Annotated in this window: 19 protein-coding genes and 1 pseudogene; 9 read left to right on the forward strand and 11 right to left on the reverse strand. The window is 64.5% G+C overall.

Translation table 11 applies throughout. From position 1 onward, the window contains the following. Positions 1-2: 2 nt before the first annotated feature. Genes ABRP64_RS07790 through ABRP64_RS07825 form a run of 8 tightly spaced genes read left to right on the forward strand, consistent with a single transcriptional unit; the run spans position 3 to position 14,334 of the window. Positions 3-6,335, forward strand: coding sequence for a non-ribosomal peptide synthetase (locus ABRP64_RS07790; RefSeq protein WP_349866034.1), 6,333 nt, complete (start codon positions 3-5; stop codon positions 6,333-6,335). Further along, positions 6,328-7,506, forward strand: a complete 1,179-nt coding sequence (locus tag ABRP64_RS07795; protein WP_284783407.1) for a saccharopine dehydrogenase family protein — start codon at positions 6,328-6,330, stop codon at positions 7,504-7,506. Before ABRP64_RS07790 ends, ABRP64_RS07795 begins: the two co-directional genes overlap by 8 nt. Next, positions 7,503-8,555, forward strand: coding sequence for an ABC transporter ATP-binding protein (locus ABRP64_RS07800; protein ID WP_284771092.1), 1,053 nt, complete (start codon positions 7,503-7,505; stop codon positions 8,553-8,555). Before ABRP64_RS07795 ends, ABRP64_RS07800 begins: the two co-directional genes overlap by 4 nt. After that, on the forward strand, positions 8,552-9,304 hold the full coding sequence (locus ABRP64_RS07805) for an ABC transporter permease (RefSeq protein WP_005510617.1): 753 nt from the start codon (positions 8,552-8,554) through the stop codon (positions 9,302-9,304). The genes ABRP64_RS07800 and ABRP64_RS07805 overlap by 4 nt, the downstream gene beginning before the upstream one ends. Then, positions 9,301-10,038, forward strand: a complete 738-nt coding sequence (locus ABRP64_RS07810) for an ABC transporter permease (RefSeq protein ID WP_284771093.1) — start codon at positions 9,301-9,303, stop codon at positions 10,036-10,038. The genes ABRP64_RS07805 and ABRP64_RS07810 overlap by 4 nt, the downstream gene beginning before the upstream one ends. Further along, positions 10,035-10,829 carry a class I SAM-dependent methyltransferase gene (locus ABRP64_RS07815; RefSeq protein WP_284785440.1) on the forward strand — a complete coding sequence of 265 codons (795 nt, stop codon included), beginning with the start codon at positions 10,035-10,037 and terminating at the stop codon, positions 10,827-10,829. Before ABRP64_RS07810 ends, ABRP64_RS07815 begins: the two co-directional genes overlap by 4 nt. Next, positions 10,826-12,604, forward strand: coding sequence for an ABC transporter ATP-binding protein (locus ABRP64_RS07820; protein ID WP_284771095.1), 1,779 nt, complete (start codon positions 10,826-10,828; stop codon positions 12,602-12,604). The genes ABRP64_RS07815 and ABRP64_RS07820 overlap by 4 nt, the downstream gene beginning before the upstream one ends. Beyond that, positions 12,601-14,334 carry an ABC transporter ATP-binding protein gene (locus ABRP64_RS07825; protein WP_349866036.1) on the forward strand — a complete coding sequence of 578 codons (1,734 nt, stop codon included), beginning with the start codon at positions 12,601-12,603 and terminating at the stop codon, positions 14,332-14,334. Before ABRP64_RS07820 ends, ABRP64_RS07825 begins: the two co-directional genes overlap by 4 nt. A gap of 226 nt (positions 14,335-14,560) precedes the next feature. Here ABRP64_RS07825 and pth read toward each other — a convergent pair whose 3' ends face one another. The 5 genes from pth to ABRP64_RS07850 form a co-directional block, all read right to left on the reverse strand. After that, entirely contained in the window at positions 14,561-15,169 is a 609-nt protein-coding gene (gene pth / locus ABRP64_RS07830) for an aminoacyl-tRNA hydrolase (protein ID WP_284851819.1), read from the reverse strand. After that, positions 15,166-15,708 carry an FtsK/SpoIIIE domain-containing protein gene (locus tag ABRP64_RS07835; protein WP_349866038.1) on the reverse strand — a complete coding sequence of 181 codons (543 nt, stop codon included), beginning with the start codon at positions 15,706-15,708 and terminating at the stop codon, positions 15,166-15,168. Before ABRP64_RS07835 ends, pth begins: the two co-directional genes overlap by 4 nt. Before the next feature lie 82 nt (positions 15,709-15,790). Further along, complete coding sequence (locus ABRP64_RS07840) at positions 15,791-16,498, reverse strand: hypothetical protein (RefSeq protein ID WP_349866039.1); 708 nt, start codon at positions 16,496-16,498, stop codon at positions 15,791-15,793. 10 nt (positions 16,499-16,508) lie between these two features. After that, positions 16,509-17,246 carry a hypothetical protein gene (locus ABRP64_RS07845; RefSeq protein ID WP_349866041.1) on the reverse strand — a complete coding sequence of 246 codons (738 nt, stop codon included), beginning with the start codon at positions 17,244-17,246 and terminating at the stop codon, positions 16,509-16,511. After that, entirely contained in the window at positions 17,239-17,871 is a 633-nt protein-coding gene (locus ABRP64_RS07850; RefSeq protein ID WP_349866043.1) for a hypothetical protein, read from the reverse strand. The genes ABRP64_RS07845 and ABRP64_RS07850 overlap by 8 nt, the downstream gene beginning before the upstream one ends. A gap of 27 nt (positions 17,872-17,898) precedes the next feature. On the opposite strand from ABRP64_RS07850, the gene ABRP64_RS07855 reads away from it, so the two are divergent. Next, the gene (locus tag ABRP64_RS07855) at positions 17,899-19,092 is read left to right on the forward strand and encodes a glyceraldehyde-3-phosphate dehydrogenase (protein WP_284771102.1); all 1,194 of its coding nucleotides are present in this window, start codon (positions 17,899-17,901) and stop codon (positions 19,090-19,092) included. A 46-nt stretch (positions 19,093-19,138) separates the two neighbouring features. Here the strand turns inward: ABRP64_RS07855 and ABRP64_RS07860 are convergent, their stop codons facing one another. The 6 genes and pseudogenes from ABRP64_RS07860 to ABRP64_RS07885 form a co-directional block, all read right to left on the reverse strand. Continuing rightward, positions 19,139-20,635 (reverse strand): ABC-2 family transporter permease, encoded by a 1,497-nt coding sequence (locus tag ABRP64_RS07860; RefSeq protein ID WP_296090675.1) that lies wholly within the window; start codon positions 20,633-20,635, stop codon positions 19,139-19,141. Beyond that, positions 20,628-21,341 (reverse strand): ATP-binding cassette domain-containing protein, encoded by a 714-nt coding sequence (locus ABRP64_RS07865; protein WP_296090672.1) that lies wholly within the window; start codon positions 21,339-21,341, stop codon positions 20,628-20,630. The genes ABRP64_RS07860 and ABRP64_RS07865 overlap by 8 nt, the downstream gene beginning before the upstream one ends. An 85-nt stretch (positions 21,342-21,426) precedes the next feature. Beyond that, the gene (locus tag ABRP64_RS07870; protein ID WP_349866045.1) at positions 21,427-22,086 is read right to left on the reverse strand and encodes a response regulator transcription factor; all 660 of its coding nucleotides are present in this window, start codon (positions 22,084-22,086) and stop codon (positions 21,427-21,429) included. Then, positions 22,079-23,257 carry a sensor histidine kinase gene (locus tag ABRP64_RS07875; RefSeq protein ID WP_296090667.1) on the reverse strand — a complete coding sequence of 393 codons (1,179 nt, stop codon included), beginning with the start codon at positions 23,255-23,257 and terminating at the stop codon, positions 22,079-22,081. Before ABRP64_RS07875 ends, ABRP64_RS07870 begins: the two co-directional genes overlap by 8 nt. 31 nt (positions 23,258-23,288) lie before the next feature. Beyond that, positions 23,289-24,164, reverse strand: a complete 876-nt coding sequence (ppk2, locus tag ABRP64_RS07880) for a polyphosphate kinase 2 (protein ID WP_284611046.1) — start codon at positions 24,162-24,164, stop codon at positions 23,289-23,291. Between the two features lie 100 nt (positions 24,165-24,264). Next, positions 24,265-25,104, reverse strand: a pseudogene (locus ABRP64_RS07885) (fumarylacetoacetate hydrolase family protein).

Consider the following 25,104-nt stretch of genomic DNA (forward strand, 5'->3'; position numbering starts at 1 on the left):
CGATGACCAATGAAACGATCGCGCCGGCCGTCGCATCTACCGCCGTGGGAGGAGCTCGCACCGGGGACCGAGTCGCCCCCGAACGGCTGTCGGAGTCCATCGCCGACGCCATCGGCGTGCACCTGGATTCGGCGGACGTGAAACTCCGCGACCACATCCCGAACTCCCTGACTTTCCTCCAGATGCTGCTGGCGCTGGAGGACGAGTACGGGGTGACCATCGATTACGCGGCGATGGACCCCGGGGTCACGGTCGCTGATTTGGCGGCCGTCATCGACGCCGCCCGGGGTGGCGCTGATGCCGGATCTGCCGCAGGCGCCGCTGCCGGGGCCGACCCCGCTGTAGCGACGGGTGAGTCGGATGACGGCTGTGCCGGCAAAAATGGGGCCGGTCCCGCGGATGCGGTCCCGCTCAATCCAATTCAGACCGCCTACCTGCTCGGCGCGGACGAGGACATCGAGCTTGGCGGCCAAGCGACGTACATTTACGCGGAATCCCGACACGACTATTCGTTGCCGCAGGTGGCGGAGGCCGTGCGGGTGGTCTTCGGGCGTCACGACGTACTGTTCCATCGGCTCGACGTCGATGCCGGGGTCTTGAGCCCGACCGGCGCGTGCCTCGCCACCGTCGAGGTAGTCGGGTCCGGCGACGATGTCGACGCGGCGGTGGGGGAGATCCGTCGGGACATGCGAACCGCGGCGCGATCGTCGAACGAGGACGGTCCCATGGTCGCCGCGAGGCTGCTCGCAGATGCGGGCGGGTGCAGGATGTTCATCTACTTCAACATGATCGTCATGGATGCGGGTTCGGTGTACCTGTTCTTCGACGAGCTCGAATCTCTGCTGGCCGGGGAGCCGCCGGCTCCGGCTTCCAAATATGGGGATGCCCTGGCGGCAATCTCTGCGCGCCGGCGCGAAGGGAAACGGGCCGAGGACCTCGCCTATTGGGAGAAGAAGGCCGCAGATCTGCCGCGGCGCCCGGAGTTCCCGGCGGCCGTGAGGGGTGACGACGATTGGTCGACCCGGCGCTTGGGCACGGTGCTCGACGCGGAGATCACCGCCAAGCTCGGCGAACGGGCCCGCCGCATTGGAGTTACCCTGTCGTCGCTGGTAATGGCCGTCAACGCCGCCGTCGTCTGCAGGTGGCTGCCCGAATCGGCGTTGACGGTCAACGTGACTGTCAGCGAACGCAGCGGCCTCGCCGCGGGCACGAGGGTGATGGGAGATTTCACTTCATCGATGCTCATCGGCGTCGACGCCGGGAGAGCTGCGACCATCGACGGGTTGGCGGAGGCGATCGACCTGGACATCCGTGAAGGGCTGTCCCACCGCGGCGTTTCCGGTGTGGAGGTGCTACAGCGATTCCTCCGGGACGCGGCCAATCAGACCCAGGCCACTGCTCCGGTGGTGTTCACCAGCTACCTCGGCGGCGAGCGGGGCAGCGGGCGCAGCCCGGTCATCGAACGCATCTACACGCAAACCGCGCAGGTGTGCCTCGACATCCAAGTGATGCCGGCATCGGGCGGGATGACGTTGTCGTGGGACGTGGTCGACGATTACTTCCCTGCGGCAGATGCGATGTTCGGGGTCGTTGCGGAGGCCCTGGACGTGGTGGCGGAGGGGGGAGAGGCTCTGCCCATCCGTCATGCGGAGACGGAGGGGGCCGTCGCCCGCTACAACGACGCTGCGGGCCCGATCCACGATGACACCCTGGTTTCGCTTGTCGAAGCCGCATACGCGGCGACTCCGGACGCGCCGGCCGTGCGCCTCGCCGCCCGGGACATCTCGTACACCTACGCCGAGGTCTGGGCCCGGGCCGGACGCATCGCCCGCCATCTCTCAGATTCCGGCGTCGGGGCGGGGGACGCGGTGATCGTGCGCTACACCAAGCATCCCGACGACATCGTTAACATGGTCGGCGCATTGCGTGCGGGAGCCGCATTCGTCCCCGTCGACGCGGGCATGCCGGCCCAGCGACAGGAATACGTCGTGGAAGCCTCAGGTGCGTCGGGCCCGATTCTGGACACCGGCGTGATCGATGAACTGGACCAAAGCGGAGTGGCGGGCGTCGGCAAGCCCGCAGCCGCGGAAGTCTGCGACCGCGCGGGCAGCGCGGGTGCGCACCCTTCGCTTGGCACTGCCCCTGACGACCTTGCCTACGTAATCTTCACCTCGGGGACGACGGGCCGGCCAAAGGGTGTGCGAATCAGTCACCGCAACTGCATCAACACCATCCTCGACGTGAACCGGCGGTATGGGGTCACCTCCGCCGATCGCATCATCGGATTGTCGTCGCTGGGATTCGACCTGTCGGTCTACGACGTGTTCGGGGCGTTCGCGGCAGGCGCGACGGTGACGATGGTCAGAGACGAGCGCGACGCCGATGAAATCCTCGACGTCTTGCGGGAAGAGCGGGTCACGCTGTGGAACTCCGCGCCCGCCCTTTTGGAGCTCGCCCTGGTCCGGGCGGCGGACGACGACGTGTTCCCGGATGTGCGCACCGTATTGCTCAGCGGCGATCGCATCGCAGCGGGGCTTCCGGCGCGCGCCATGGACATGTTCCCGAACGCGTCGATCAATAGCCTCGGCGGTGCGACCGAAGGAAGCATTTGGTCCATCCACTGCCCGCTGCTACGCGACAGCCTGGAAAACCGCATTCCCTACGGGTACCCGCTGGCGAACCAGGGCATCCACGTGCTCGCGCCCGACGGGGTGCATTGCCCCGTCGGCGTGCCGGGGGAAATCCACATCAGCGGTCTCGGCGTCGCGCAGGGGTATGCGGCCGATCCGGAGCGGACCGCTGCCGCCTTCGGGGATGTCCCAGGCATCGGGCGCTGCTACCGAACCGGAGACGTGGGCATCTTCAACGCGGAGGGTTTCGTGGAATTTCTCGGCCGCCGCGATCGTCAGGTGAAAATCGCGGGCTTCCGCGTCGAACTCGGAGAAATCGAATCGGTCCTCGAGCGGTCCGGCCTGGTGACCGCGTCGATGGCGGCGGTCGTCGAATCGGGCGGTCGGGGACTCCTGGCGTGCCTTTACGTTCCGGCGGACGACATGACCGGCTCGCGGGATGCCGTCCGGGCCGAGCTCGCCCGCTGCTTGCCAGCGTACATGGTACCGACGGTCCTGCTGCCCGTGGCGCACCTGCCCGTCACCGTCAACGGGAAACTGGATCAGGAGGAAATTCGTAGGCACGTCGGTGCCGCGGGCGGCGGGGCAACGGCCGATGGCGAGGTCGCCGGGGCGGAGGCCGGAGCCGCGGGCGCGGCTGGTTCCGTCGCCGCCCCCGGGGCGATCGAGTTGGTATCCGGAGTCTTCGACGAGATCCTCGGGGAAGCCCCGTCGACGAGTGGGGCGGATCCGGCGTGCGGCGCGGGAGAGTCCTTCTTCCGCCGCGGCGGCGATTCTCTGCAATTCCAGGTTATGATGCGCGCGATCCGGCAGAAGACGGGCGTCCGGCTCCGTTTCCGCGACGTCATCGCCGACCCGACCATCGCGCACATCGCCGGCCTTGTCTCGGAGGCCATGCGGGAGTCCGGTGCCGAGTCTGAAGCCGTCGCCGAGGCAGTGTCTTCCCTCGATTGTGCCGGCGGTGCCGGTTCAGCCGCAGGAGGTGCCCGAGAATCCTCCGCGAGTGCCCACGGGAAGGATCCGGTGGAACAATTCGGGGACGACCCCCACGCGCCGTTCCCCCTGACCGACATGCAGAAGGCCTACTACGTCGGCCGGAACTCCGGGTTCGAGCTGGGCGGCGTCACCGAGCACTACTACATCGAATCCGTCACCGAACCCGGTACCGACATCGACCGCCTGGAGGACGCCCTCGACAACCTCATCCGCAGGCATCCGATGCTGCGCGTCGTGTTCACCGCACAAGCCACGCAGCGGATTCTGCCGGAGGTTCCGCGCTACCGCATTGCCGTCGCCGACTACCGGGCCGCCGATGAGGCGACCGTGGTCGAGGCGGTGCGGCGCAAGCGCGATGAGCTGAGCCACCAGGTATTCGATCTGGGCAGCTGGCCCTTGTTTCATCTGTCGGCGTTCGCGCTCCCGGACGGGAGGCACCGCCTGTTCTTCAGCGTGGACATGATCATCGGAGACGGGGCGAGCCAACGGATTTTCATCGACGACCTGGACAAGCTGTACCGGGGAACGGAGCTTCCGCCCGTCACCGGCGACTACCGCACGTACGTCTTGGAGATGAAGCGCCGGGAGGCTTCGGCGGTCGGGCGTGGCGATGAGACGTTGACTCGGACGGTGGTCGAGGACTTCCCGCCCGGCAACACCCTTCCATCAATCGGTGCGGCCGCGGACGTGGATGTGCCGCGGATGCGTCGCCTGTCGCACACGTTCACCGCTGAGGAAACCGCACTGTTGCGGGAACGGGCCAGCGCCGCCGACGGCAGCGTGTCCGCACTGCTTCTCGCCTGCTATGCGACGAGCCTGTCGCTGTGGTCGAGGGGGGATTCGGTCGGCATCAACATCACCACGTACAACCGTGATCCCGAAATCGCCGACTTCGCCGGCGTCTTCGGTGATTTCACCGGCGTCATTCTGATGCCGGTGAAAGCGGCCGCCGACTATGACCTCCGTTGGTGGACGGCGGAACTGCGCGACCGGCTGCTCGGGCACATGGCGGCCGGGTACTCCGGGGTGTCGTTGCTCGGCGCCATCGCGCGCCACCGGGGTCTGCCCGTCGGACAGGCCATCGCGCCGTTCGTGTACACCTCGTTGCTGTTCGGCGAGGGTTCCGCGGCAGGCGATGGCTCGGGTAGGGATGCCCACGTCCTGGGTGACGTCGATTACGCCATCTCCCAGACCCCGCAGGTGCTGTTGGACAACCAAGTGATGGAGGTCGGCGGGCGTATCAACGTCGCCTGGGATTTCGTCGAGCAGATCCTGGAACCGGAACTGGTGGAGGACATCTTCGACCACTACATCAGGTCGGTGTCGGGCTTCGCCGGGGGCTGCCCCGAAGCGGCGCCGCTGAGCGTCGGCCAGGTTCGGCGCCTGCGCCTGGCGGTCGGGGGCACTTCTTCCAGCGGTGGGGCGATCGGCGACGGCGTCGCGGGCGCGTCATCGGCGGAGCGCGACAGGTCGGGCTCGATCTCGAGGATCGCATCCGGGGACCTGATGGGCCGAGTTCGCGAATACCTGACGGTCATCACCGGGATGGTCCGGGCCGACCTAGGCGGCGCTGAAGCCGGCGCGGACGACGACCTGTTCCTCCTCGGCTACGACTCCCTGGGATTCGTGAATCTGATGCAGCGGATCCAGGACATCACCGGGGCGTCGGTACCGCTCGCGGAAGCGCTGGCCAAGCCGACGCCACGTGGCGTGGCCGAGCTCGTCGGCCAGTCGACGGCCACGCCGACCGACCGGCGGGACGTGGATGACCCCGGCGCGTCGGCCGCGGACCATTCGCTGGTCCTATTGCGCAGCGGCGATGAGGCGCGCCCGATCTTCCTCGTCCACGGCGGATTCGGCACCGTCGACATCTACCGAGACCTGGCCCTCGCGATCCCCGGTGGCGGGCAGGTGTGGGGCGTCGGCTTCGCGGAGTTCGAGAGACCATTCCCCCACGCCATCGGCATCGGCGACATCGCGGCCCACTACTCGGGCCGGGTCCGCGAGGTGCTCGTCGACGGTGCCGCCCCGGCGATCGTCGGATGGAGCCTCGGCGGCACCATCGCGGCCGAGATGGTGCTCCGTTTGGCCGATCTTGATCCCGCGCTGGTGTTTCTCGACAGCCTGGCTCCGGGGATCGCGGTCGACGTCGGGGATTTCGGCGCGGAATCCGAAAAGGGGCTGCTGTCCCGGGTGGTGCCCTCGATTGCCGATCTCCCGCACGGAACGCCGGTTGCCCGCCTCTGGGCGGAGTTCGGCGGGGTCGACGAGACCGACGGGGAACGGGGGGCCCGTTTGCGTGCCCTGGCCGCAGCGGTCGCACCGACGCTCCTGGAGGACCTTGGGCTTTCCGGCGACCGGGTGACGGCGACGGAGTTCAACTCGCTGCGCTCGCTCATCGATGCCCGCACCCGGTACCGGCCCGGGGGGCGGGTGAGGGAGGCGCTGTTCGTTCTCCCCGACGACGGCGAGGCTCACAACCACGACCAGTGGCGGGACCACCTCGTCGATGACCTCTGCGTCGCCGGCGTCGCGGGAAACCACTATTCGTTCGTCCTCGGAGAGGATGCCGCGTTGACCGGGGCCCTCATCGGGGAGTACATCGAACGCCGGCGCCGGGCGCCGGAAACGGACGACAGGGCAGCGGACCCGTCGTCCGAAGGAATCGACCGGTCGCGGGACCGGGGAAACGAGATGGAAAATGACTGACCGACGAAACGGCGGGGAAGCACGGGACCGCGACGCGGGCGAACCCGTGAAAGTGCTGGTGGCCGGAGGTACCGGCGTCACCGGACGGCTCGTCCGGGGGATGCTCGGCGTCGTCGACGGGATTGAGCTGGCCTACACTTCCCGGCAGAAGCCAGACGATGGCCCGGGGCGGCACTTCCCGCTGAGGATCGCCGCCGGCCACAACGAGATCTGCAGGGTCTTCCGAAAACACGATTGGGTGGTCAACTGCACCGGCCCGTTCGAGGTGCACGCAGACTCACTCGCCCGTGCTTGCATCGACTCAGGTACCGGGTACATCGACGTCAACGATTCGATCGACGCCCGCCGCGCAATCATGGCTCTCGACGGGGATGCCCGGCGGGAGGGGGTTCCCGTGCTCACCGGGTTCGGCCTGTGCCCGGGCTTGTCGACGGCACTGTTGATTCTCGGGGCCCGCGCTGCGGGGGTCGAAGAGGTCCGCGATGTGCGGGTCGATCTGCGAATCGGCGCCGACCAGGAATCCGGGGCCGCGTCGGTCGAGTCGATGTTCCGGACCATTCGCGGCGGATACCGCGCAATGCTCGGCGGCGCCATTGTCGAAGTACGGCGCAACCCGGTGTCGTCGCAAAGCGGAATCGGCTATGAATGCCCGGACATCGACGTCGTACGCGAGGTGTGCCCCTCGATCCGCGGCTATTCCTACCACGTCGCCTTCGATGCTCTCCCCGATGAGTCGGTGGAGAAGATCTGCACGTCGAGACTGTACGCGATGCCCGTTGTCTCCGGTCTGCTCGCCCGTCTCGGGGCGGCCGTGACATCGCGGAAGGCGCGGGTGAAGGGCACTCCGCAACCCGCCGAGCTGGTCGTCGCACTGTCGTCCGCCGGCGCGGGCGATGCGGGGCCGACGGCCGAGACGACCGTCGTCCGGGCGACCGGCCCGGGTTCCTACAAAATGACCGCGGCGATTGCTGCCGCCACCGTTGTGGCGGTCGCGGGGAAGCCGGTCGCGCCGGGGTGCCGGGATCTCGTCGGCCACCCCCGGCTCCTCGAACCGGTCCTCGCCTTCGCCCGCGATGCGGGCATCCATATCGAGGTGCCGCATGACAACCCGACCACGGGGCCGCTGCCGACAGCGGCCCACTGCGATACCAAAGAAAAGGGGAAACGATGACGGATCAAGCTGAACGAGGTGCGGCGATCGTCGTCCGCGACCTCACGAAGAGCTACCCGATTGCGGGCAATGCGGGCAATGCGGGCACCCCGCCCGAAGGCGGGGCAGGTGCCCCGCCGGACGGCGGGCGCAAGGGAAAGCGCGGCGCCCGGATGCGCAAGCATGTGCTCGACGGCGTGAGTTTTACCGTGCCCGCCGGGGCGATCGTGTCGTTCCTCGGCCACAACGGTGCAGGCAAGACCACCCTCATCCGAATCCTGTCGACGCTCATCACCGCCGACTCCGGCGAGGTGAGCATCTTCTCGCGCGATGTGAAAGAGGACCCGGCGGGCGTGCGCGCCGACATTGCCACCACCGGCCAATTCGCGGCGATCGACGAGAACCTCACCGGCCGGGAGAACCTGGAGTTCTTCGGGCGGCTGCGCGGGCTCGACCGCGCCGCCGCGGCCGCCCGCGCGACGGAACTGCTCGCGCAATTCTCGCTCGCGGACAGTGCCTCGACGCTGGCGTCGGCCTATTCGGGTGGCATGCGGCGCCGTCTCGACATCGCCGCGTCGCTGTGCGTCGTGCCCAGGCTGCTGTTCCTCGACGAACCCACAACGGGGCTGGACCCTGTCAGCCGCGAAGAGCTGTGGGGCTTCATCCGGCAACTGCGCGACGACGGAATGACCCTGGTGCTGACCACCCAGTACCTGGAAGAGGCGGAGGCGCTGGCCGACCACGTCCATCTGCTCAAGGATCGCCGCATCGTCGCCAGCGGAACGCCGGAGGAATTGCGCCGCGACTTCGGGTCGCACGTGCTCCGCGTGTCCTTCGCCACCGCCGCCGAGGCGGAGGCGTTCGCCTGCTGCCTCGGGGGAACGTGCCTAGACGGCGCCCGCGTCGCGGGGAAGTTGGTGTCCCTCGACGTCGACCCCGGACCGCGGGTCCTCGAGGCGGCGGCGCAGGCGATGGAGGCCTCGGAAGCGTCGCCGGATTCGCTGAGCGTGTCGTCACCCACCCTCAACGAGGTGTTCATATCGATGAACGCGGGGGGTGCGGCGCGATGAGTGCGACGTCGGTCGCGGCGTTTCTCCGTCGGGATCTGCTGCTGTTGCGACGCAACACCGCGTCGCTGATCTCCATGTTCGTAGTTCCGCCCCTCTTCCTGCTGTGCCTGTACGCGGTGTTTGGATACTCGGCGGGGCAATCCGGCTTCGGGTACCTGCGTTTCGTGCTCGGCGGCTGCCTGTTCCAGGCGGCGATGTTCACCGCCGCGGCGTCGGCGATGGCGGTGGGACAGGACGTCGAATCCGGGCTCGTTGACCGCGTGCGCGTGTTGCCCGGGGCCACAGGCGGCTATGTCGCCGGCAGGCTCGCCACCGATGTGCTGCGGATGTCCGCGTCGATCGCGGCGCTGCTGGTCGTCGCGTGGGCCTGCGGCCTCGACATGGCTGTCGGTGACGTCGCGTGGACTGTCCTGTGGTCGCTGCTCGCCGCGGCGGTCCTGTCCCTGGTCACGGACGGGGTGATCCTGATGGTGCCCGCCCCGGTGTCGACGGCCTCATCGATCCAGGCGCTGGAAATGCTGCTGCTCATGTTCTCCACCGCGTTCATTCCGGCGACCGCTTTGGACGGCTCCCTGCGCGACGTCGTACGTCACATGCCGTTTTCGCCGATGATCGAGGTGATCAGGGCGGCGTCCCCGGACGCCTTCCCGGATAGCGCCGGGGAAGAGGCAGCCCTGTGGCTCGGTGTCGCGGTGGTCGCCGGAATCGTCCTGTTCATCCGCCGGTTCACCTCGAGGAGCGAATCATGATCGGCGCCATCTTCGTGCATCTGCGGCGCATCGCCCACATTTGGCTGCGGCGCCCCGACTTCTGGTTCATGACGTTCATTGCTCCGCTCGTGTACCTGTTCATCGTCAACCGCATGTTCGGTGGCCTGGTCAGGCAGCTCACCGGAGAGTTCGAACTCCGGAACGCGGTCATCCTGGTCGTGACGGCGTGGGCGTTCATCCTGGCCATCACGGGATCGTCCACCGTGTTCGTTGAACGCAGCAATGGCTTCCACGAGCGGTTAATCACCATGCCGTCACCGTACGCGGCCGTGTCGGCCGCACGGATCATTGCCGAGTTCATCCGGATCATGGCGATGACGGCCGTCGTCGCGGCGGTGGCCGCCTTGCTTTCCGACGGCCCCCCGGAGGTGTCCTGGTGGTGGAGGATCGCGGTGACCGGGGCGATGGTTGCCGCGGCGGCCGCATGCACCGGCACGTACATCGCGTTCTCCATCACCAGCCCCCAGGGGTCCGTGGCCCTCATCCCGTTAATCATCGTTGCGATGTTCGTCAACACGGTGCTCATGCCCGCCGACCACTTCCGTCCCCTCCTGCGCGGAATCGCCGGGCACACCCCCGTATCCGCGGCAGGCGAGGCCGTCAACGGCACCGGGGCTGCGGGTCTGGTGGTCTGCGCGGCCTGGTTCTTAGGCATCGCCGTGCTCGCGGCGTGGGGCATCGCCGTGAAAACGAGGCCGGGGGAGTCTGCATGACGGGCACGTCCACTGGGGCGGCGCCGCCGACGACGGCCCGCGAACCCGAGCACCTAACCCGAAACCGCCGCGTGGACGCGGCCCACACACCCCGGAGACAGAACCAGATGAAGTCGATTGCCCAGATCGTCCAGAACAACCGCAGACTCCTCGCGGCCTACGAGGACAAGGTCCAGCCGAGGTTCCTCAGCCGCTATGCGCGTGAACCGATGGACGCCGCCGCCGTGTATCGGAAGCTCCGTGCGCTGGATCCCGGGCCGGATGCGCCGGCCCGGGTTCTCGACCTCGGTTGCGGAACCGGGTGGCTCGCCCGCATGCTCGCCGCCGAGCCTCGCTATCGCAGGGCGAACATCGTCGGCTACGACCTGTCGCCCAATGCGATCCGCATCGCCCGCGAACGCGCCGCCGTCGAAAGGCTCGGGGCCCGGACGGAATTCCACGTCGCCGACGTCCTCGCGCCGCTCGCGGGAGAGCCCGGCAGGACCGATGAAATCTGGGTGTGCGGCGCGCTCCACCAAATGAAGGATGCGGGTGCCGCGCTCGGCAGGGTCGCCGGTCTGCTCGCCGACGGCGGCATCGCTTACGTGCAGACGTTCGCCGAGGATCCCGACGTGAACGAGCGGGTCGACATGGCCGTCATGGCGAAGATGGGCCACCGGGTGTTCCGGGGCAGCGAGCTCGAGGACCTCGCCGAAGCCAACGGGCTGAAGCTGGGCGGAGCCTCACACGCCGGCATGGTGTACTTCTGCACTCTCACGAAGAAAAGCGCGATCGGGGAGGCGGGCAAGTGAGCGCCGTGGACGGGACCGTAGGCCCGTGGTCGCTGCTCGCCCCGATCCGGACGCGGATGCGTGCGGTGGTCGCGTTATCCGTCCTGTCGTCGGTGGCTACCGTCGCTTCGCTGGTCGGCATCATCGACATCGCGATGACGTACCCGGAGGCCCCGGAGCATCGGACGTGGTTGGCCGTGGCTGTCATCGTCGTCGCCGCAACGGTGCGCATGGCCGCGGACGGCGCCGCCGGCATGCTCTCGCACCGGGCGGATAACGACCTGCAGCTCCACCTCCGGCGCCGGCTGGTCGCCCAAATCCGGAAGTTGCCGCTGGGCTGGCTGGACGCCCGGCGCTCGTCGGGAATCATCGGGTCGGTTGAGAAGGACGTCGCGGCTGTCCACCAGCTCATGGGCCACACCGTCGGTGAGACCGTGGTGGCGGTGCTGGTTCCCCTGCTTTCCCTCATCGCGCTCGTCGCGGTGGATTGGCGGATCGCGGCGGTGGCGATCGTCCCGGTGCTGGTCACCTTCGCCCTGATGGGCGTGATGATTTCGCGCGGAGCCGGTCTTCAGCGCGACTACGAGCGAGCCTCCGAAGGAGTGACGGCCGCGGTCATCGAGTTGGTGCGCGGTATCCCGGTGATGAAGTCCTTCGGACGCGCCAACCAGGGCGCGGGTCGCTACGATGCCGCGGCGTTGTCGTTCGTCCGCGCGTGGTCCGCCTGGTCCCGGCAGTCGAACATCTATCTCGGGTTCATCGACGTGGTGACGTCCCCGATCACAGTCCTCGCAGTGGTGTGCTGGGCCGGCCTCGCTCTGAGGGACGCCGCGGGCGGCATACCGGAGGGTCTCGTCGCCGGGCTGGTTCTCAGCCTTGGACTCTCCGCGGCGATCGTGCGGGTGGCCATGAACTCCGAACCCATCATCGCGGGGATTGCCGCCCTGAAGTCCATCGCGGAGGTGCTGGGCACGCCGCCAATCGCCGAGCCCGCCGATCCGGTGCCCGTGCGCGGAGGCGCGCTCGAGGTCCGGAACCTGGTCTTCTCCTATGGCGATGGGCCGCGGGTCCTCGACGGGATGTCCGCGACGTTCGAACCGGGGACCCTCACTGCGCTGGTGGGGTCCTCCGGTTCCGGAAAGTCCACCGTCGCCCGGCTGTTGGCGCGTTTCCACGACCCCGTTGAAGGCTCGGTGCTGCTGGGCGGCACCGATCTTCGCGACATCGCCGTGCGCGACGTGCACCGCTCGGTGTCGGTGGTGTTCCAAGATCCGCAGTTGCTCACGCTGCCGTTGCGGGAGAACATCCGGCTGGCCAGGAGAGACGCCACCGACGGCGAAATCATGGCGGCCGCGAAGCTCGCGAACCTCGATGCGGTCATCGCGGCGCTGCCGAAGCGTCTGGATTCGGTGGTCAACGTCGACGTGACCTTTTCCGGCGGTGAGGCGCAGCGCGTGGCCATCGCGAGGTCGATCGTCACGGACGCGCCGGTGCTCATCTTCGATGAGGCAACCGCTTATGCGGATCCGGCTTCCGAGGCCCTCATCCAGTCCGCAATCGAGCGTTTGGCCCGTTCGCGGACGGTGATTGTGATCGCGCACAGGTTGAGCACGATCCGCAACGCCGACCGCATCCTCGTTCTCGATGGGGGAGCGGTCGCGGAGGCGGGTACCCACGACGAGTTGCTTGCGCGCGGTGGCCGCTACCGGGATTTGTGGCGCGCGTTCGCGCTCGACGACGAACCATCCGCTCCGCGGGGCACTGAATCAGACGATGAAAAGGCGGGGAACCGATGATTCGGGACTTGTGGTCGATGACGGATCGGCGCTCGAGAATGACGCTGGCGTGGCTCATTGCGTTGGCCGCGCTTGCCTCGCTGGCCCAGGGAGCGGCGTTCGTCGCGCTGCTGCCGCTGCTGTCGGCTCTGGCCGAGGGAGATGATGCGACGGCGTGGCGTTTCACCGGCGTCATCGCCGGCCTCGCGGTCGCCCATGCGGTGCTGTCCCTCGCCGCGGGGACGGTCGGCAGGGCGAATTCCGCAGCGGTGCTGTCGTCCCTGCTGCGTTCCCTGGGCAAACGCGTGCTGACGTTGCCACTCGGGTACGTCACCAAGTCCACGGCCGGCCGCTTTTCGGAGATGGCGTCGTCGGGTATCGCGTTCGCGGCGTCCGTGCCGCACGTGATCCTGCGGCCCGTCATCGCCGCGGTGGTTGCGCCGACCGTCATCGCCTTCGGAATTCTGGCGGTGGATTGGCGCGTCGGTTTGGTTCCCGTCGCGTCGGCGCCGGTGCTCTTCTTCGCCTACCGGGCCATTGGCCGGGTCGGCGGGGAGTCGGACGAAGCGCATGCTGACGCCGTCGCTGCCGTCTCCGGCAGGCTGATCGAGTTCACCCGCTGCCAGCAGGCGATTCGCGCCGCGAGCGACGGTTCGGCGGCGGACGCGATGGTGGATGAGGCGATCCGGGCCCAACACGATACGTTCGCGAAGGCGACGTCGACGCAGGGGGCGGCCATCGGACGGTTGAGTTCGGTCGTCCATGCGGTGTTCACGGCGGCGGTAATCGTCGCCGTAGCAGTCGCCGCGACGGGCGGGATGGCGCCGGCGCAGTTGGCGCCAATGCTCATCGTGGTCGTCCAGTTCACCGGACCGATCACCACGGCGGGAGCGTTGTCCGGCGGTTTCGGTGCGGGCCGCAACACGTTGGCTGCGTTGCGTGACCTGCGGGCGATCCCCGCCCTTCCCGAACCGACCGCACCGGAGCTGCCCAACGGGCATGACGTGGAGTTCCGCGGCGTGAGCTTCGGGTACGGGGATAAGAAGGTTCTCGACGGCGTCAGCTTCCGTGCACCTCAGGGAGCGCTGGTTGCTGTAGTGGGACCGTCGGGGGCGGGCAAGACGACGGTCATGCGGCTGCTGTCGCGTTTTCATGATCCGGACTCGGGGGAGATCCTCATCGGCGGGGTGCCCTTGCCTCGGATCGGCACCGACGGCGTGAACTCGCTGGTGACCCCGGTGTTCCAGGAGACGTTCCTTTTCGACGCGTCCGTGCGGGACAACGTGGTCTTCGCCGACCCCGAATTCGGTTCCGGGCCCGGTGACGGGGACCGCTTGCGCGAGGCCGCTCGGCGTTCCGGGGTGGACCGCATCGTGGAGCTGCTGCCTTCCGGGTGGGATACCCCGGTGGGGGAGGAGGGGACGCTGCTGTCGGGAGGCGAGCGGCAGCGCCTCGCCATCGCCCGGGCGCTTCTGAAGGATTCCCCGGTGGTGCTTCTCGACGAGCCGACGTCCTCGCTGGATGCGGCCACTGAGCGGGCGATCGTCGGCACGATGGAGGCGTTGCGCGGCGATCGCACCGTGATCGTCGTCGCCCATCGCCTGCACACCGTCCGCGATGCCGACCTCATCGTCGTGCTTTCGGAGGACGGGACGGTCGCAGAACGGGGCACGCACGATGAATTGCTGGCGAAGGGCGGCCGCTACGCCGAGTCGTGGGCGTGTCGGACGGGGAGCTCCTCGGGCGCCTGATCCTCATCACCTGGTCGATGCCCTCACGGGCCGCCCTGCCGCAGCTTCCCGAATCCCACCGCCAGGCGCTCGGTGGGCAGAGCGAAACCGCCGACGAAAACGCCGAGCAGCACGAACACCGACGAGCTGTAAGGCTGAAGCTTCCTAGAAAGCGAAAATAGCCCTCTTCCTCATTCCCGTGAAAGCTGGGAGGGAAGGGGGCTCTTTGCTGCCTTGCCGCTAGCTACTACCGCCCGTGCACCTGGTTTTGAGCAATTTCCAGCCCGTGGCTGGCGATTAGCTCCACTGCCTCCGCCGCGGTGGGCAGGGTGAAAGCGAGTTCCTCGCGCTCCTTGGCATTGAAGTTGCGCAGCACATAATCAGCTGGATCCTGGCGGCCCGGAGGACGACCAATGCCAATGCGCACGCGCATGTAGTCCTTCGTGCCCAATGACTTCGATGTCGAACGCAGGCCATTGTGGCCATTCTCGCCCCCGCCGCGCTTAAGGCGCACCACACCCGGGTCTAGGTCCAGCTCATCGTGGACCACCACGACGTCGCTAGGTGCGACATTGAAGAACTTCGCCAGCGCCGCGACCGGCCCACCCGACAGATTCATGTACGTCCGGGGCTTAGCCAGAATCACCTGTCGCTCGCCACCATCGGAGGTTTTAAACCGAGTCTGCACAATCTCAGCATTCGATTTCTTGTGCACGCTAAACGACGAAGGCATCGGAGAAGTCCGGCTGGCTAGTTCATCTAGCACCAGATGTCCGACGTTATGGCGGGTGAGTTCATATTTGGGCCCAGGGTTGCCGAGCCCCACGACAAGCAGAGGCGTGGTGGAGGCGTTCATGAGTTCAATCTTGGCACACCGTGCACGGTCTTATGATTTTTCTGCGGGTGACTCTTAACGTTGATTGACTTTGAAAACGCCCCGTACTCGTCAAACAAAACTACAAGGAGCCGCGGCTCGTACACCTCGCCCGAGATAGCTGCGGCTTTCTGCTGCGCGTAGCGGTGTTCCATCTCCGCATGCACCCACTGGATAAGGCGGACATGCTCCGCGTCGGTTGACGTGTACATCACCACATTGGGTAGGTGCTGCACCAGGGGAACGTAGTCCGAGCTACCTTTACCGTCGGCAATCATTGCATCGGCACCCGCGAGCACGCAGCTAGTCAGCAGCCATGAGGCCCAAAACGACTTACCGCTACCAGTGCCGCCGCCGACCAGTGCGTGCGGTGAGCGCGCCATAGCAGCCGACAGCACTTCGCCGTCCGCCGTGCGGCCCTGCACCCACGCCAGGCGCGGATACGCGGCAACAGATGACGCGCAAAACTCTTCCAACGAGTCGGTGCCAGTTACATGGAGTTGCTCGTCTGCGCCAGGCACCCAGGGGTCATGCGGGCAGCCCTCGGCGGGGTGACGATTGCCACTCGGTCAGCGGCCAAACGGCGCAGTTCAACGTCGCATTTCACGACACCGCGCAGCTTTTCAACAGTCCGGTTCCAAACGTCGAACCCAACAGTCGGCGGGGTTTCACTGACAGGTAACCGCGACCGTCACCTGTCACACCCCACCCCTGCGGAGTAGGGCAGAGGTAGGAGGTCACCCCGTCCGCGCGTTTAGTGACGTAGGCGAGACCCAGCTTGTGCATGGTGTGGTTCCAGTGTGCCAGCGTCGTGGACTGCACCAGCTCCCAGAGGCCGCGCGCGTCGCGCTTGACGAGCTGATAGCCGCGGGTGGCTTGCATGTCGTGACCCGCGACCTGCGCCGTGAGGCCATTGCCGGTTACGTCGTAGAAACCGGCGGAGCGCAGGGCTTCCACCGCGTCGCCGGTGTCGAGTTCCAGTGTCAGGCCTACGCTGTCCGGCTCAAACCGCACCACGTGCTCGTGCCACGGCTGCGGGGAAAACACCGCGCCGTAGATACGCAGCAGCTCGTGCACAGAGTCAGCGGGCAGCTTGCCGACCCCCGGCTCATGGAACGAGCCGCCCTTTACGTGCTGGGCAAGCTGTGAGTAGCGTTCGCGGTAGCTGGCGAGGTCAGCGACTGCCTCGTTGATAAGTGCGGGGCCGCAAAAACCCTCGTCCACGGTGTCCGTCTCTGCTACTTGCTCCGTGTCACCGGGAACCTGCGGCAGGGTGTCGTCGCCGAGTCCGGCGAAAAAATCTTTAGCCATTTTCTTACTCCTAAACGTTTGTCCATGACTCCGTTGCGACCTCCGCGTCCGGCCGGTCAGCGGTCGTCATGGTGAACACAAAATTGCCGTTTGACTGGTCGATATGAAAATCAAAAAGGTCTTTCACATTGAGGCGGCGACGAATGCGCTCCTCATTCTTTTCCAAGTCAGCGAGGCGGTACTGCGACGGCGCGGACACTCGCGCCTCCACGTCGCCAGTTTCCGCTAGTGGGGTCAGCGACACGGTGCAGCAGCCCGTGTGGAAAGCCTTGCCATTCTCGTCGTAGGTGGTCTTCGCCAGGCCGCCAGCCTCTAAAGCGTCGTCCAAATCAGCGAAGCGCCCGCGCCCTGTCTTCTGGTCGAACACGACCGTCACGGCAGTGCGTGGCGGTACCCGCACCTCGTACCGGCGACCCCTGAACCATGCGGCGAGCCACAGGGCAATGGCGGCGACCGCCGTGTACCCGGCAGCAGCATTGTGCAGCAGCACCGAGACCAGATACAGCGCGGCGAGCACGGCGAGCCAGCGGAGCCACCGCCTGCGCCAGGTGGGCTGCCACAGCCACCGCGGAGTGTCGATGTGCGGCAGGCTCCACTGCGGGCGGGGAAGCCCCAGCCTGTCGAGCAGCCCGGCGCGGTTGTCCGTCTCCTGTGGCGGGGCGAAGTCAATGTCGGGGTCGCCGAGCGGCTGCATGATGGTCGTCTCGTCGTTATCTACTGGGTAGAAGGCGCGGGTTTCGTCATTCATCGTTACCTCCGCAAATCATGGTGTAGGCGAGGAGATAGGTGGCATAGGGCTGCTTCACGCGCCCCTCGTCCAGTGCCTCGTTGTATATCGAGTACCGCTTGGAGGCGCTGGCCTCGCCGCATACCCACGCTTCCTGTGGCAGCTCCTCGCGCCAGCCGGAGTCACAGCCGTCGGGCACCAGGTAGGTGTCCGCGTCCGGGTCAGAGTTCACTTGGAAAGCGGGCGGGGTGCCAGTGCCGACCCACTGGAAGCAGGCCTTTAATATGTCGGGACGGTAGGGGCGGACTTGGCCGAGGTGGTCCACAAGCTGCTGCCCGCGCTCGTACGGCGACGATGTAGTGGACGGCGTAGGCGACGGAGTAGAGGTGGCTGTCGAGGTCGGACTAGCTGTCACCGTCTCACCACTGCCACTGGTGCCGTGCGGCAGCCACAGCCACACGGTCAGCAGTGCCAGTGTAGTGCAGGCTGCATACGCTAGACGCGACACATCACGCGGGTGCGGGCGGCCGCCGCCATATTTCGCGGTAATTAGCTCCGGGCCGGGAAGTGTGGAAGAAAATTCTTCGAACTCTCTTTGCGCGCCGTCGCTGTGAAACGGCGGCACGTCGAGGATTACCGATTTCATGCCGCTACCTCCAATCTAAGCGTCACTGTGACGTTTTCCCGTGTACTCACAGCAGACCTCCTAATAGGTGGAGTAGCTGGCTGGGGTCGATTTCCGCAGCGGCTCCGCCGCCACCGGCCAGCAGGAAGCCGAGGCCGACGTAGCCCAATTTCTTTTTCATGCTCCTGCTCATTTCCCGGTCACCAGCCCCAGCGCCTCGCGCAGCGGGCGGGCAGGCCACCGCAGCACACGACCCACCTGGACGGCAACAATTTCCTGGTCTCCCACGACGACATCGTCAAGCGTGCTTCGCTGCTGCGCCGTGACTCTGTCCCCGGTGCATTCGACGGCACTATCTCGGTTGACCGCGAAAACAACATTATTTGGGCAAACGGCACCCCGATCCAGGTCATCTACTCCAATGACCCGGCTACTGTTGACTACACCGCGTACGACCTCAACGATGCGATTGTCATCGACAACACCGGCCGCTGGCGTGACCGTGAGGGGCTGTCACAGCACCTGCAGTCCAAGGGCGTTTCCAAGGTTCTGCTCACCGCGCCGGGCAAGGGCGATGTGAAGAACATCGTCTACGGAATTAACCACAGCATTATCGAGGAGTCTGACAGCATTTTGTCGGCAGCCTCCTGTACTACCAACGGCATCACCCCGGTGCTCAAGGTCATCAATGACCGCTACGGCGTGGCGCACGGCCACGTGGAAACCGCGCACTCGTTTACCAATGACCAAAACCTCATTGATAACTACCACAAGGGCGAGCGCCGCGGCCGCGCCGCTGGCCTGAACATGGTGCTTGCCGCCACCGGTGCTGCCAAGGCCGTGGCCAAGGCCCTGCCTGAGTTCGAAGGCAAGCTGACCGGTAACGCCATCCGCGTTCCCACCCCGGACGTGTCCATGGCGGTGCTTAACCTGGAGCTGGAGCAAGAGGTCGACCGTGATGAGGTCAATGACTTCCTGCGCAATGTCTCCCTGCATTCGGATCTGCGCCAGCAGATTTCCTACATTGCCTCCCCAGAGGTCGTTTCTAGTGACTTCGTGGGCAATACCAATGCCGGCATCGTTGATGGTATCGCCACCATTGCCTCCGGCAAGCACTTGGTGCTCTACGTCTGGTACGACAACGAGTTTGGCTACTCCAACCAGGTCATCCGCGTGGTGGAGGGGCTTTCTAATGCCCGCCCGGTGGTCCTGCCCAAGCGCTTATCTCCCTCTGAGCTTTAAGCTCGCATAATTTAAGGCCCGCGGAGTCCCCGCGGGCCTTAGTTATTTAATCGGTAGGGCGAAGTGCCCGTGTGCGCAGCAACCGCCTGGCGGCCCACGAAGTAATGGCGGCGAAAAGGAGGGTCATTATCGCAGCACAGGCGTAGCGTCCGGGAGAATCCGCATTCATCGGCCAGGCGGGGAAGGCAACGAGCCAAAGGATAGTCTTCGCGAGGACATCGCCGCCTACCGTCACGGAGACAATGGTGCCGACGATTGTCAGAGCAAGTGAGCTCCAAATACCAAAGCGGATGACGACGATGAGAGATATCACCGTAAGGACGTATCCCACGCCGATGGCTAGGGGTAATTGCGCTGGTACGGTTAGGGCAGCACCACCGGCGAAGATAACCGCGAGCGAAGCACACGTGCACACCGCTGTGATGATGCTCAGTAACCACAGGAGAAGGGCAGTAGAGCAGTGGCGAGATTCTGTATAAACAATTGGCCACGCGCCCGAGAACCCCGGCCAGACCAGCATAGGAAGTACACCGGCACCCACGGGGAGAAGCAGAAATACGAAGAATCCCTGTACATAACGTGGTGGGTAGATAAAGGCAATAAAGAACAGAGCTAAGGCGCTTGATACCAAGCACGTAATGACCGCTGGTGTCATTATGGCCCGGTGAAACCCCCGGAGCGCATCGGCACGGCGCGAGTGGGCAGCGGCACGAGAGACAGTGGCAGGCTGCCAACCCTGAGCTGGCGTGGCGGCGGTACTGACCGTGGGCGCCGTAACGCGCCGGCGTCGGGAAAGCGGACGTACTCGGCCAGGCGTCATGGTCGCGGTCAAAGAGCCTGCTACAGCGAGGATGAGGCACAACGCCAATGCCGGAAGCGGGCTTTCCTGCAGGAGTGGATCGCCAGGCTCGAGCGGAACCGAATTCTGGTGGATGCGCAGCGCAGGCAATAGTAACCGTAGCGGCCAGGCGGGCGGAAAGGCCCACCATAGCGGCCCCTCGACAACGCGAGGAAGCACACTAATGACCTGCCAGATAACCGCGAGGATAAGCGTGACGGCAAGGCCCAGCCTGCGGGCGCCTGCGGTCGCAAGCCCCGCGATGCCAATAGCCCCGATCAAAGAATAAGCCCCAGCGATGATGAGCAGCTGGTGGTCTGTCCGTGCTTGTATTGCAACCGCCGCCCAGGACAGACCGAAATTAAGTAGGTGAAATACTGCGAGGCTTGCCAAGACGATGAGGAACCGGGAGGCATGCTCGTAGCGAGGATGAAGCCGGCGCCATAGGGTGCCGCCGCTACGGCTGAGTGCCTCGCGGCGCTCAGGAATGCCAGCAAAAAGCGCTATGAGTGGAGCGTACATGCCGGTGATAAACATGGACTGCCAGCCAAGAACCCCGGTAGCGTCCTCAGCGGAGGAGGTGAACGCAGAAAAGAATACCGTCATTATCACTAGGGGCAGGGCGAGTAATGGTAGCCACTGCAGGGCGCTGCCGCGGCTGCGCAGTAGTTCTGCTGAGAGATACCGTCGATACTGGTTACTCATCGGTCTCACCATCTGCAGAAGTCAGGCGGAAGAATTCGGCTTCCAATTCACCGCTGGGGGCGAGTTCTTGCAGGGAGCCGGAATACCGGATGGTGCCTTGGGACAGGATAGTGATGTCATGGGCTAGGTGAAGGATCTCGCCGAGTTGATGGGAGCTGACCACAACGGTGTGCCCAGCCGCGGCGAGCTGCTGGAGCAGCTTGCGGAGCTCCGCGATGCCCTGTGGATCGAGTCCATTTTGCGGCTCATCGAGCAATAAGATTTCTGGATTACCGAGCAAGGCTTGGGCTAAAGCCAAACGGGCTTTCATCCCGGTGGAAAAAGACTTTGCCTTCTTAGCACCAGCCCCGGTTAGACCGGCAATGTGCAAGACACGCTCGATTTCAGTGTCGGGCAATCCGAGCAGGCGGGTATGCACGCGGAGGTTATCTGTGGCTGACAGGTGCCCGTAGAAGGCTGGCCCGTTGACCGAGGCGCCGACATGGGCGAGAACTTCGCGCGACCATGGTTTGCCAGCCACGCGCACCGTTCCCGAATCGGCAGGCAGCAGACCGAGGAAAATGGAAAACAAGGTGGACTTGCCGGCGCCATTTCTCCCGAGCACAGCGTGTACGCGGCCAGGTGAAACACGAAAACTAATATCTCGCAGCACTGCCTGGGAACCGAAAGACTTGGTGATGTGTTCGAAGGAAACCTCATAGCTCATACCAAAAGTATGAGTCGCGCGACTATCAAAATCTTCCGCCCCAGAGACGGTCTTCGCGCCGGGCTAGTCCTACCACAGTAGGAGGCTAGGCTATGCCGGCTTTGTGCGCCAGCAGCACCAAAGCCACGCGGTCGCGTGCAGCTAGCTTGGACATCAGCGCGGAGACATGCGTTTTTACCGTGGTATCCGCGATAGACATGTGGCCTGCAATCTCGCCATTGGTAGCCCCGCGCGCAATGAGCGTGAGCACCTCCATCTCGCGCCGAGTGACCAGGCTAAGTCCTTGGCGTTCGTGTGGACTAAGCTGGCTGTGCGTTAGTGCCCTGCGATAGCCCTCTAGAACAGGGCCCGTTACCTGTGAGGCGAGGACAGACTCTCCCTTAGCAACGTCTCGTACGGCTTCTACCAGAACCTCAGGATCCGCATCTTTTAGCAAGAATCCATGCGCACCGGCGGCGATAGATTGGGATACCAGATCTTCTTCATTGAATGTGGTGAGCATGATAATCCGGCAGTCAGGGATGCGGGAGAGAATGGCTTGGGCCGCCGCAATTCCATCCATGCCAGGCATTCGTATATCCAAAATGGTCACATCAATGCGGAATCGAAGTGCCAAGGAAACGGCGTCGTCTCCGGAGGATGCGGTAGCCACCACCTCAATATCTTCCTGCGCGTTCAAGATGGTTGATAAGGCAGCGACGAGCATTGCTTGATCGTCTGCAAGCATGACGCGAATCTTAGGCATGGTTGTCCTTGTGTAATGGGAGTTCCGCATCCAGTGTAAATTTCTGGGCATCGCCACTGTTTATTAAGCTTCCGCCCAACGCTTGGGCGCGTTCCTTTACTCCCACCAAACCCACGCCGCTGCCGGATACCTCACTGGGCGTAGGCGACGTAGCGGTGGAGGTGAGGGTGACTCGTGCGGCATCGGAAAGCGTGAGTTTTAGCTGCACATGCGTGCCGGGGCCTTGGTGGCGCAGGGCATTGGTCAGCCCTTCAGAAATGATGCGCACCAGGGCTAGCTGAGTCAGCGCGGAAACCTCGTAGGAGGAAGGCAATTCCGCGTCAATCTTCAGGCCAGCGGTGCGAAAGCCATCGATGATGCCCTGTACATGCTCGAGCTGCTGCGCGGGTTCTAACGCCGTGGGCCCCGTACTGCGTAGCGCCGTGACGATGCCGCGCACTTCCTCCAGCGCGGAATCCGCACCATCGCGAATGCTCTTCAAAGTGGACTCTGCGGCGGTGGTATCCGTGCGCGCGGCGATAATCCCGGCATTAGCCTGAACCTTGATCAAGGTGAGGGAATGGGCCAAGACATCGTGCAATTCCCGCGCAATGAGTAAGCGCTCTTCCTCCTGCGCTTGGTGGAACCGTTCTTGAGCTAAGCGCTCGCGTTGCCTATCCAGATCAAAATAGCGTGCGGCGATGAAATAGGCGCTGCCGAGCACTGCCCAATGCACCACCAGCAAGGCGATGTAGCGGCGATCTAGCTGGAAAGATAATAAAAAGGACTCGGGGTCAATGCGCCACATAGCAGGCGATACAAAGGAACCCAGAAACGCGGCGATAAGCACCGCGCGGGGAATTGAGCGGCGTTCCACGTAGCGGGAGGTGGCGTAGACGGCCATCGGCGCGGTCAATGCCCATGGGGTGACCCCGAGGTTTGCTGGTAGCTGGCTTATCCACGCCGCGGCCCACGCACCAAGGAGGACGATAAAGCCAGCTGCGCTGAGTACCGGTTTGGTACGCCAGACCCAGATGAAGGGTAAAAATAAAAGCGATAGCGCTGCTTGGATGAGTTCGATAGCACCGGGATTTGCCCATGCACTAATGAGATAAAACACCGCGATGAGCGCTGCCACCGCGGTGAGGATTTTATCCCCCAAGCGTGTTCTGGCGACGGTGTCAGTGCTCATAGTCGGACATAGTAGTACGCCTTCGGGGGGACTACTTCTTTTTGTCCTTCTTCTTGCTTTTCTTCTTACCCTTCTTTTTAGACGAGTCCTCTAGCTTGGCGGCTACATCCGGCACATAGCGGAACTCTTCGCGGTCTGGGCGCTCGTAGGTCTTGCCATCGGAATCGGGACGGTGTGGGATTTCCGGCAGCTCGCGCTCGATCTTTTCGTAAGGGATGGTATTGAGCAGGTGCGAAATGACGTTGATGCGCGAGCGCTTTTTATCCTCAGACTCCACGGTGTACCACGGCGCGGTCGGGGTATCGGTATGGATGAACATGGCATCCTTGGCGCGGGAATAGTCTTCCCAGCGGGTAATGGATTGGAGATCCATGGGGGAGAGCTTCCAGCGGCGCAGCGGATCATTGCGGCGGGATTCAAAGCGCTTAATCTGCTCTTCATCAGAGACAGAGAACCAGTACTTGCGCAGGATGATGCCGTCTTCCACAAGCATCTGCTCAAAGGTGGGAGCCTGGTGCAAGAAGCGGACGTATTCTTGGTCGGTGCAAAAGCCCATGACGCGCTCAACGCCGGCGCGGTTGTACCAAGAGCGGTCAAAGATGACGATTTCGCCCTTGGTCGGCAGCTTTTCCACGTAGCGCTGGAAATACCACTGGCCCTGTTCGCGCGAGTTCGGGGCCGGAAGAGCCTCGATCCGGCAGGTGCGGGGGTTGAGATACTGCGTGATGCGCTTGATGGCAGAACCCTTGCCGGCGGCGTCGCGGCCTTCCATGATGATGACCACGCGGGCGCCGGTTTCAACGACCCACTGCTGCATATCAACGAGCTCTGCTTGCAACCGCTCGAGCTCTTTTTCGTAGGCCTTCTTATTCAGCTTCTTAGGGGATTTGCTGCTTTTGGTGCTCATTCTTCCAGCTTAACGGCTTGGTGGCCCTATCTAGAAAACTGGTGTGCCCTCGTTGGAGTGAGAACCCAACCACAGCTTGTGCGGGGTATGTGCAGCAGGCTTAGAGGCCGGGCTCGCCGTAGCGAGTGGTATTAGAAATATGACCGAGCCCTTCGACGTCTATGGCGACGGTATCGCCGTTCTGGAGGAATTGCTGCGGGTCGCGGGCAAAACCAACGCCTTCGGGCGTACCGGTCACGATGACATCACCGGGGTTGAGGGGATAGAGCTGCGAGCAAAATTCGATGAGCTCAGCGATGGAAAAGATGAGGTCATCAGTATTGTCCTGCTGGCGCACCTCGCCATTAACCGTGGTGGTCAGTCGCGCGCTTTTGCCCGGCGCCCATTCATCAGGGGTGGTCAGCCAAGGCCCAAAGCCTGCGGTGCGATAAAAAGACTTGCCCGCGTGGAATTGGCTGGTCTGACGCTGAAAATCGCGCAGGGTGTAGTCATTCATGATGGAATACCCCGCCGCGTAATCTAATGCGTCTGCGCGGGTTACGCGGTGCGCGCGCTCGCCGATGACCACCGCTAGCTCACCCTCATAGTCCAGCTTCTGGGTTGCGTACTCGGGGATATAGACGTCATCGTAGGGGCCAGTCAGAGCATCGGCGAACTTGATAAATAGCGTGGGGTGCTCGGGAAAGTCGCGGCCCATTTCCCGGATATGCTTGGCGTAATTAAGGCCTACGCAGATGATCTTTCCTGGCGTTGGGACGACTGCTTCTAAATCATGCTGCTCAAAGACTATCGGCTCGCCGGATAGTTGTGCGGCCTTGCGCCAATCTTCGCTGCGCAGCAGCGCGCCTACGTCCTCGTAGTCCAGCTACACTCCCACATTATCGCCTTCAATGCGGATTGCAGAGGTGCCGAACGCGGTGCGAAGAGTAGCCAATTTCAT

This window comes from Corynebacterium sp. KPL4015, from assembly GCF_040225725.1.
Lineage (GTDB): Bacteria > Actinomycetota > Actinomycetes > Mycobacteriales > Mycobacteriaceae > Corynebacterium > Corynebacterium rhinophilum.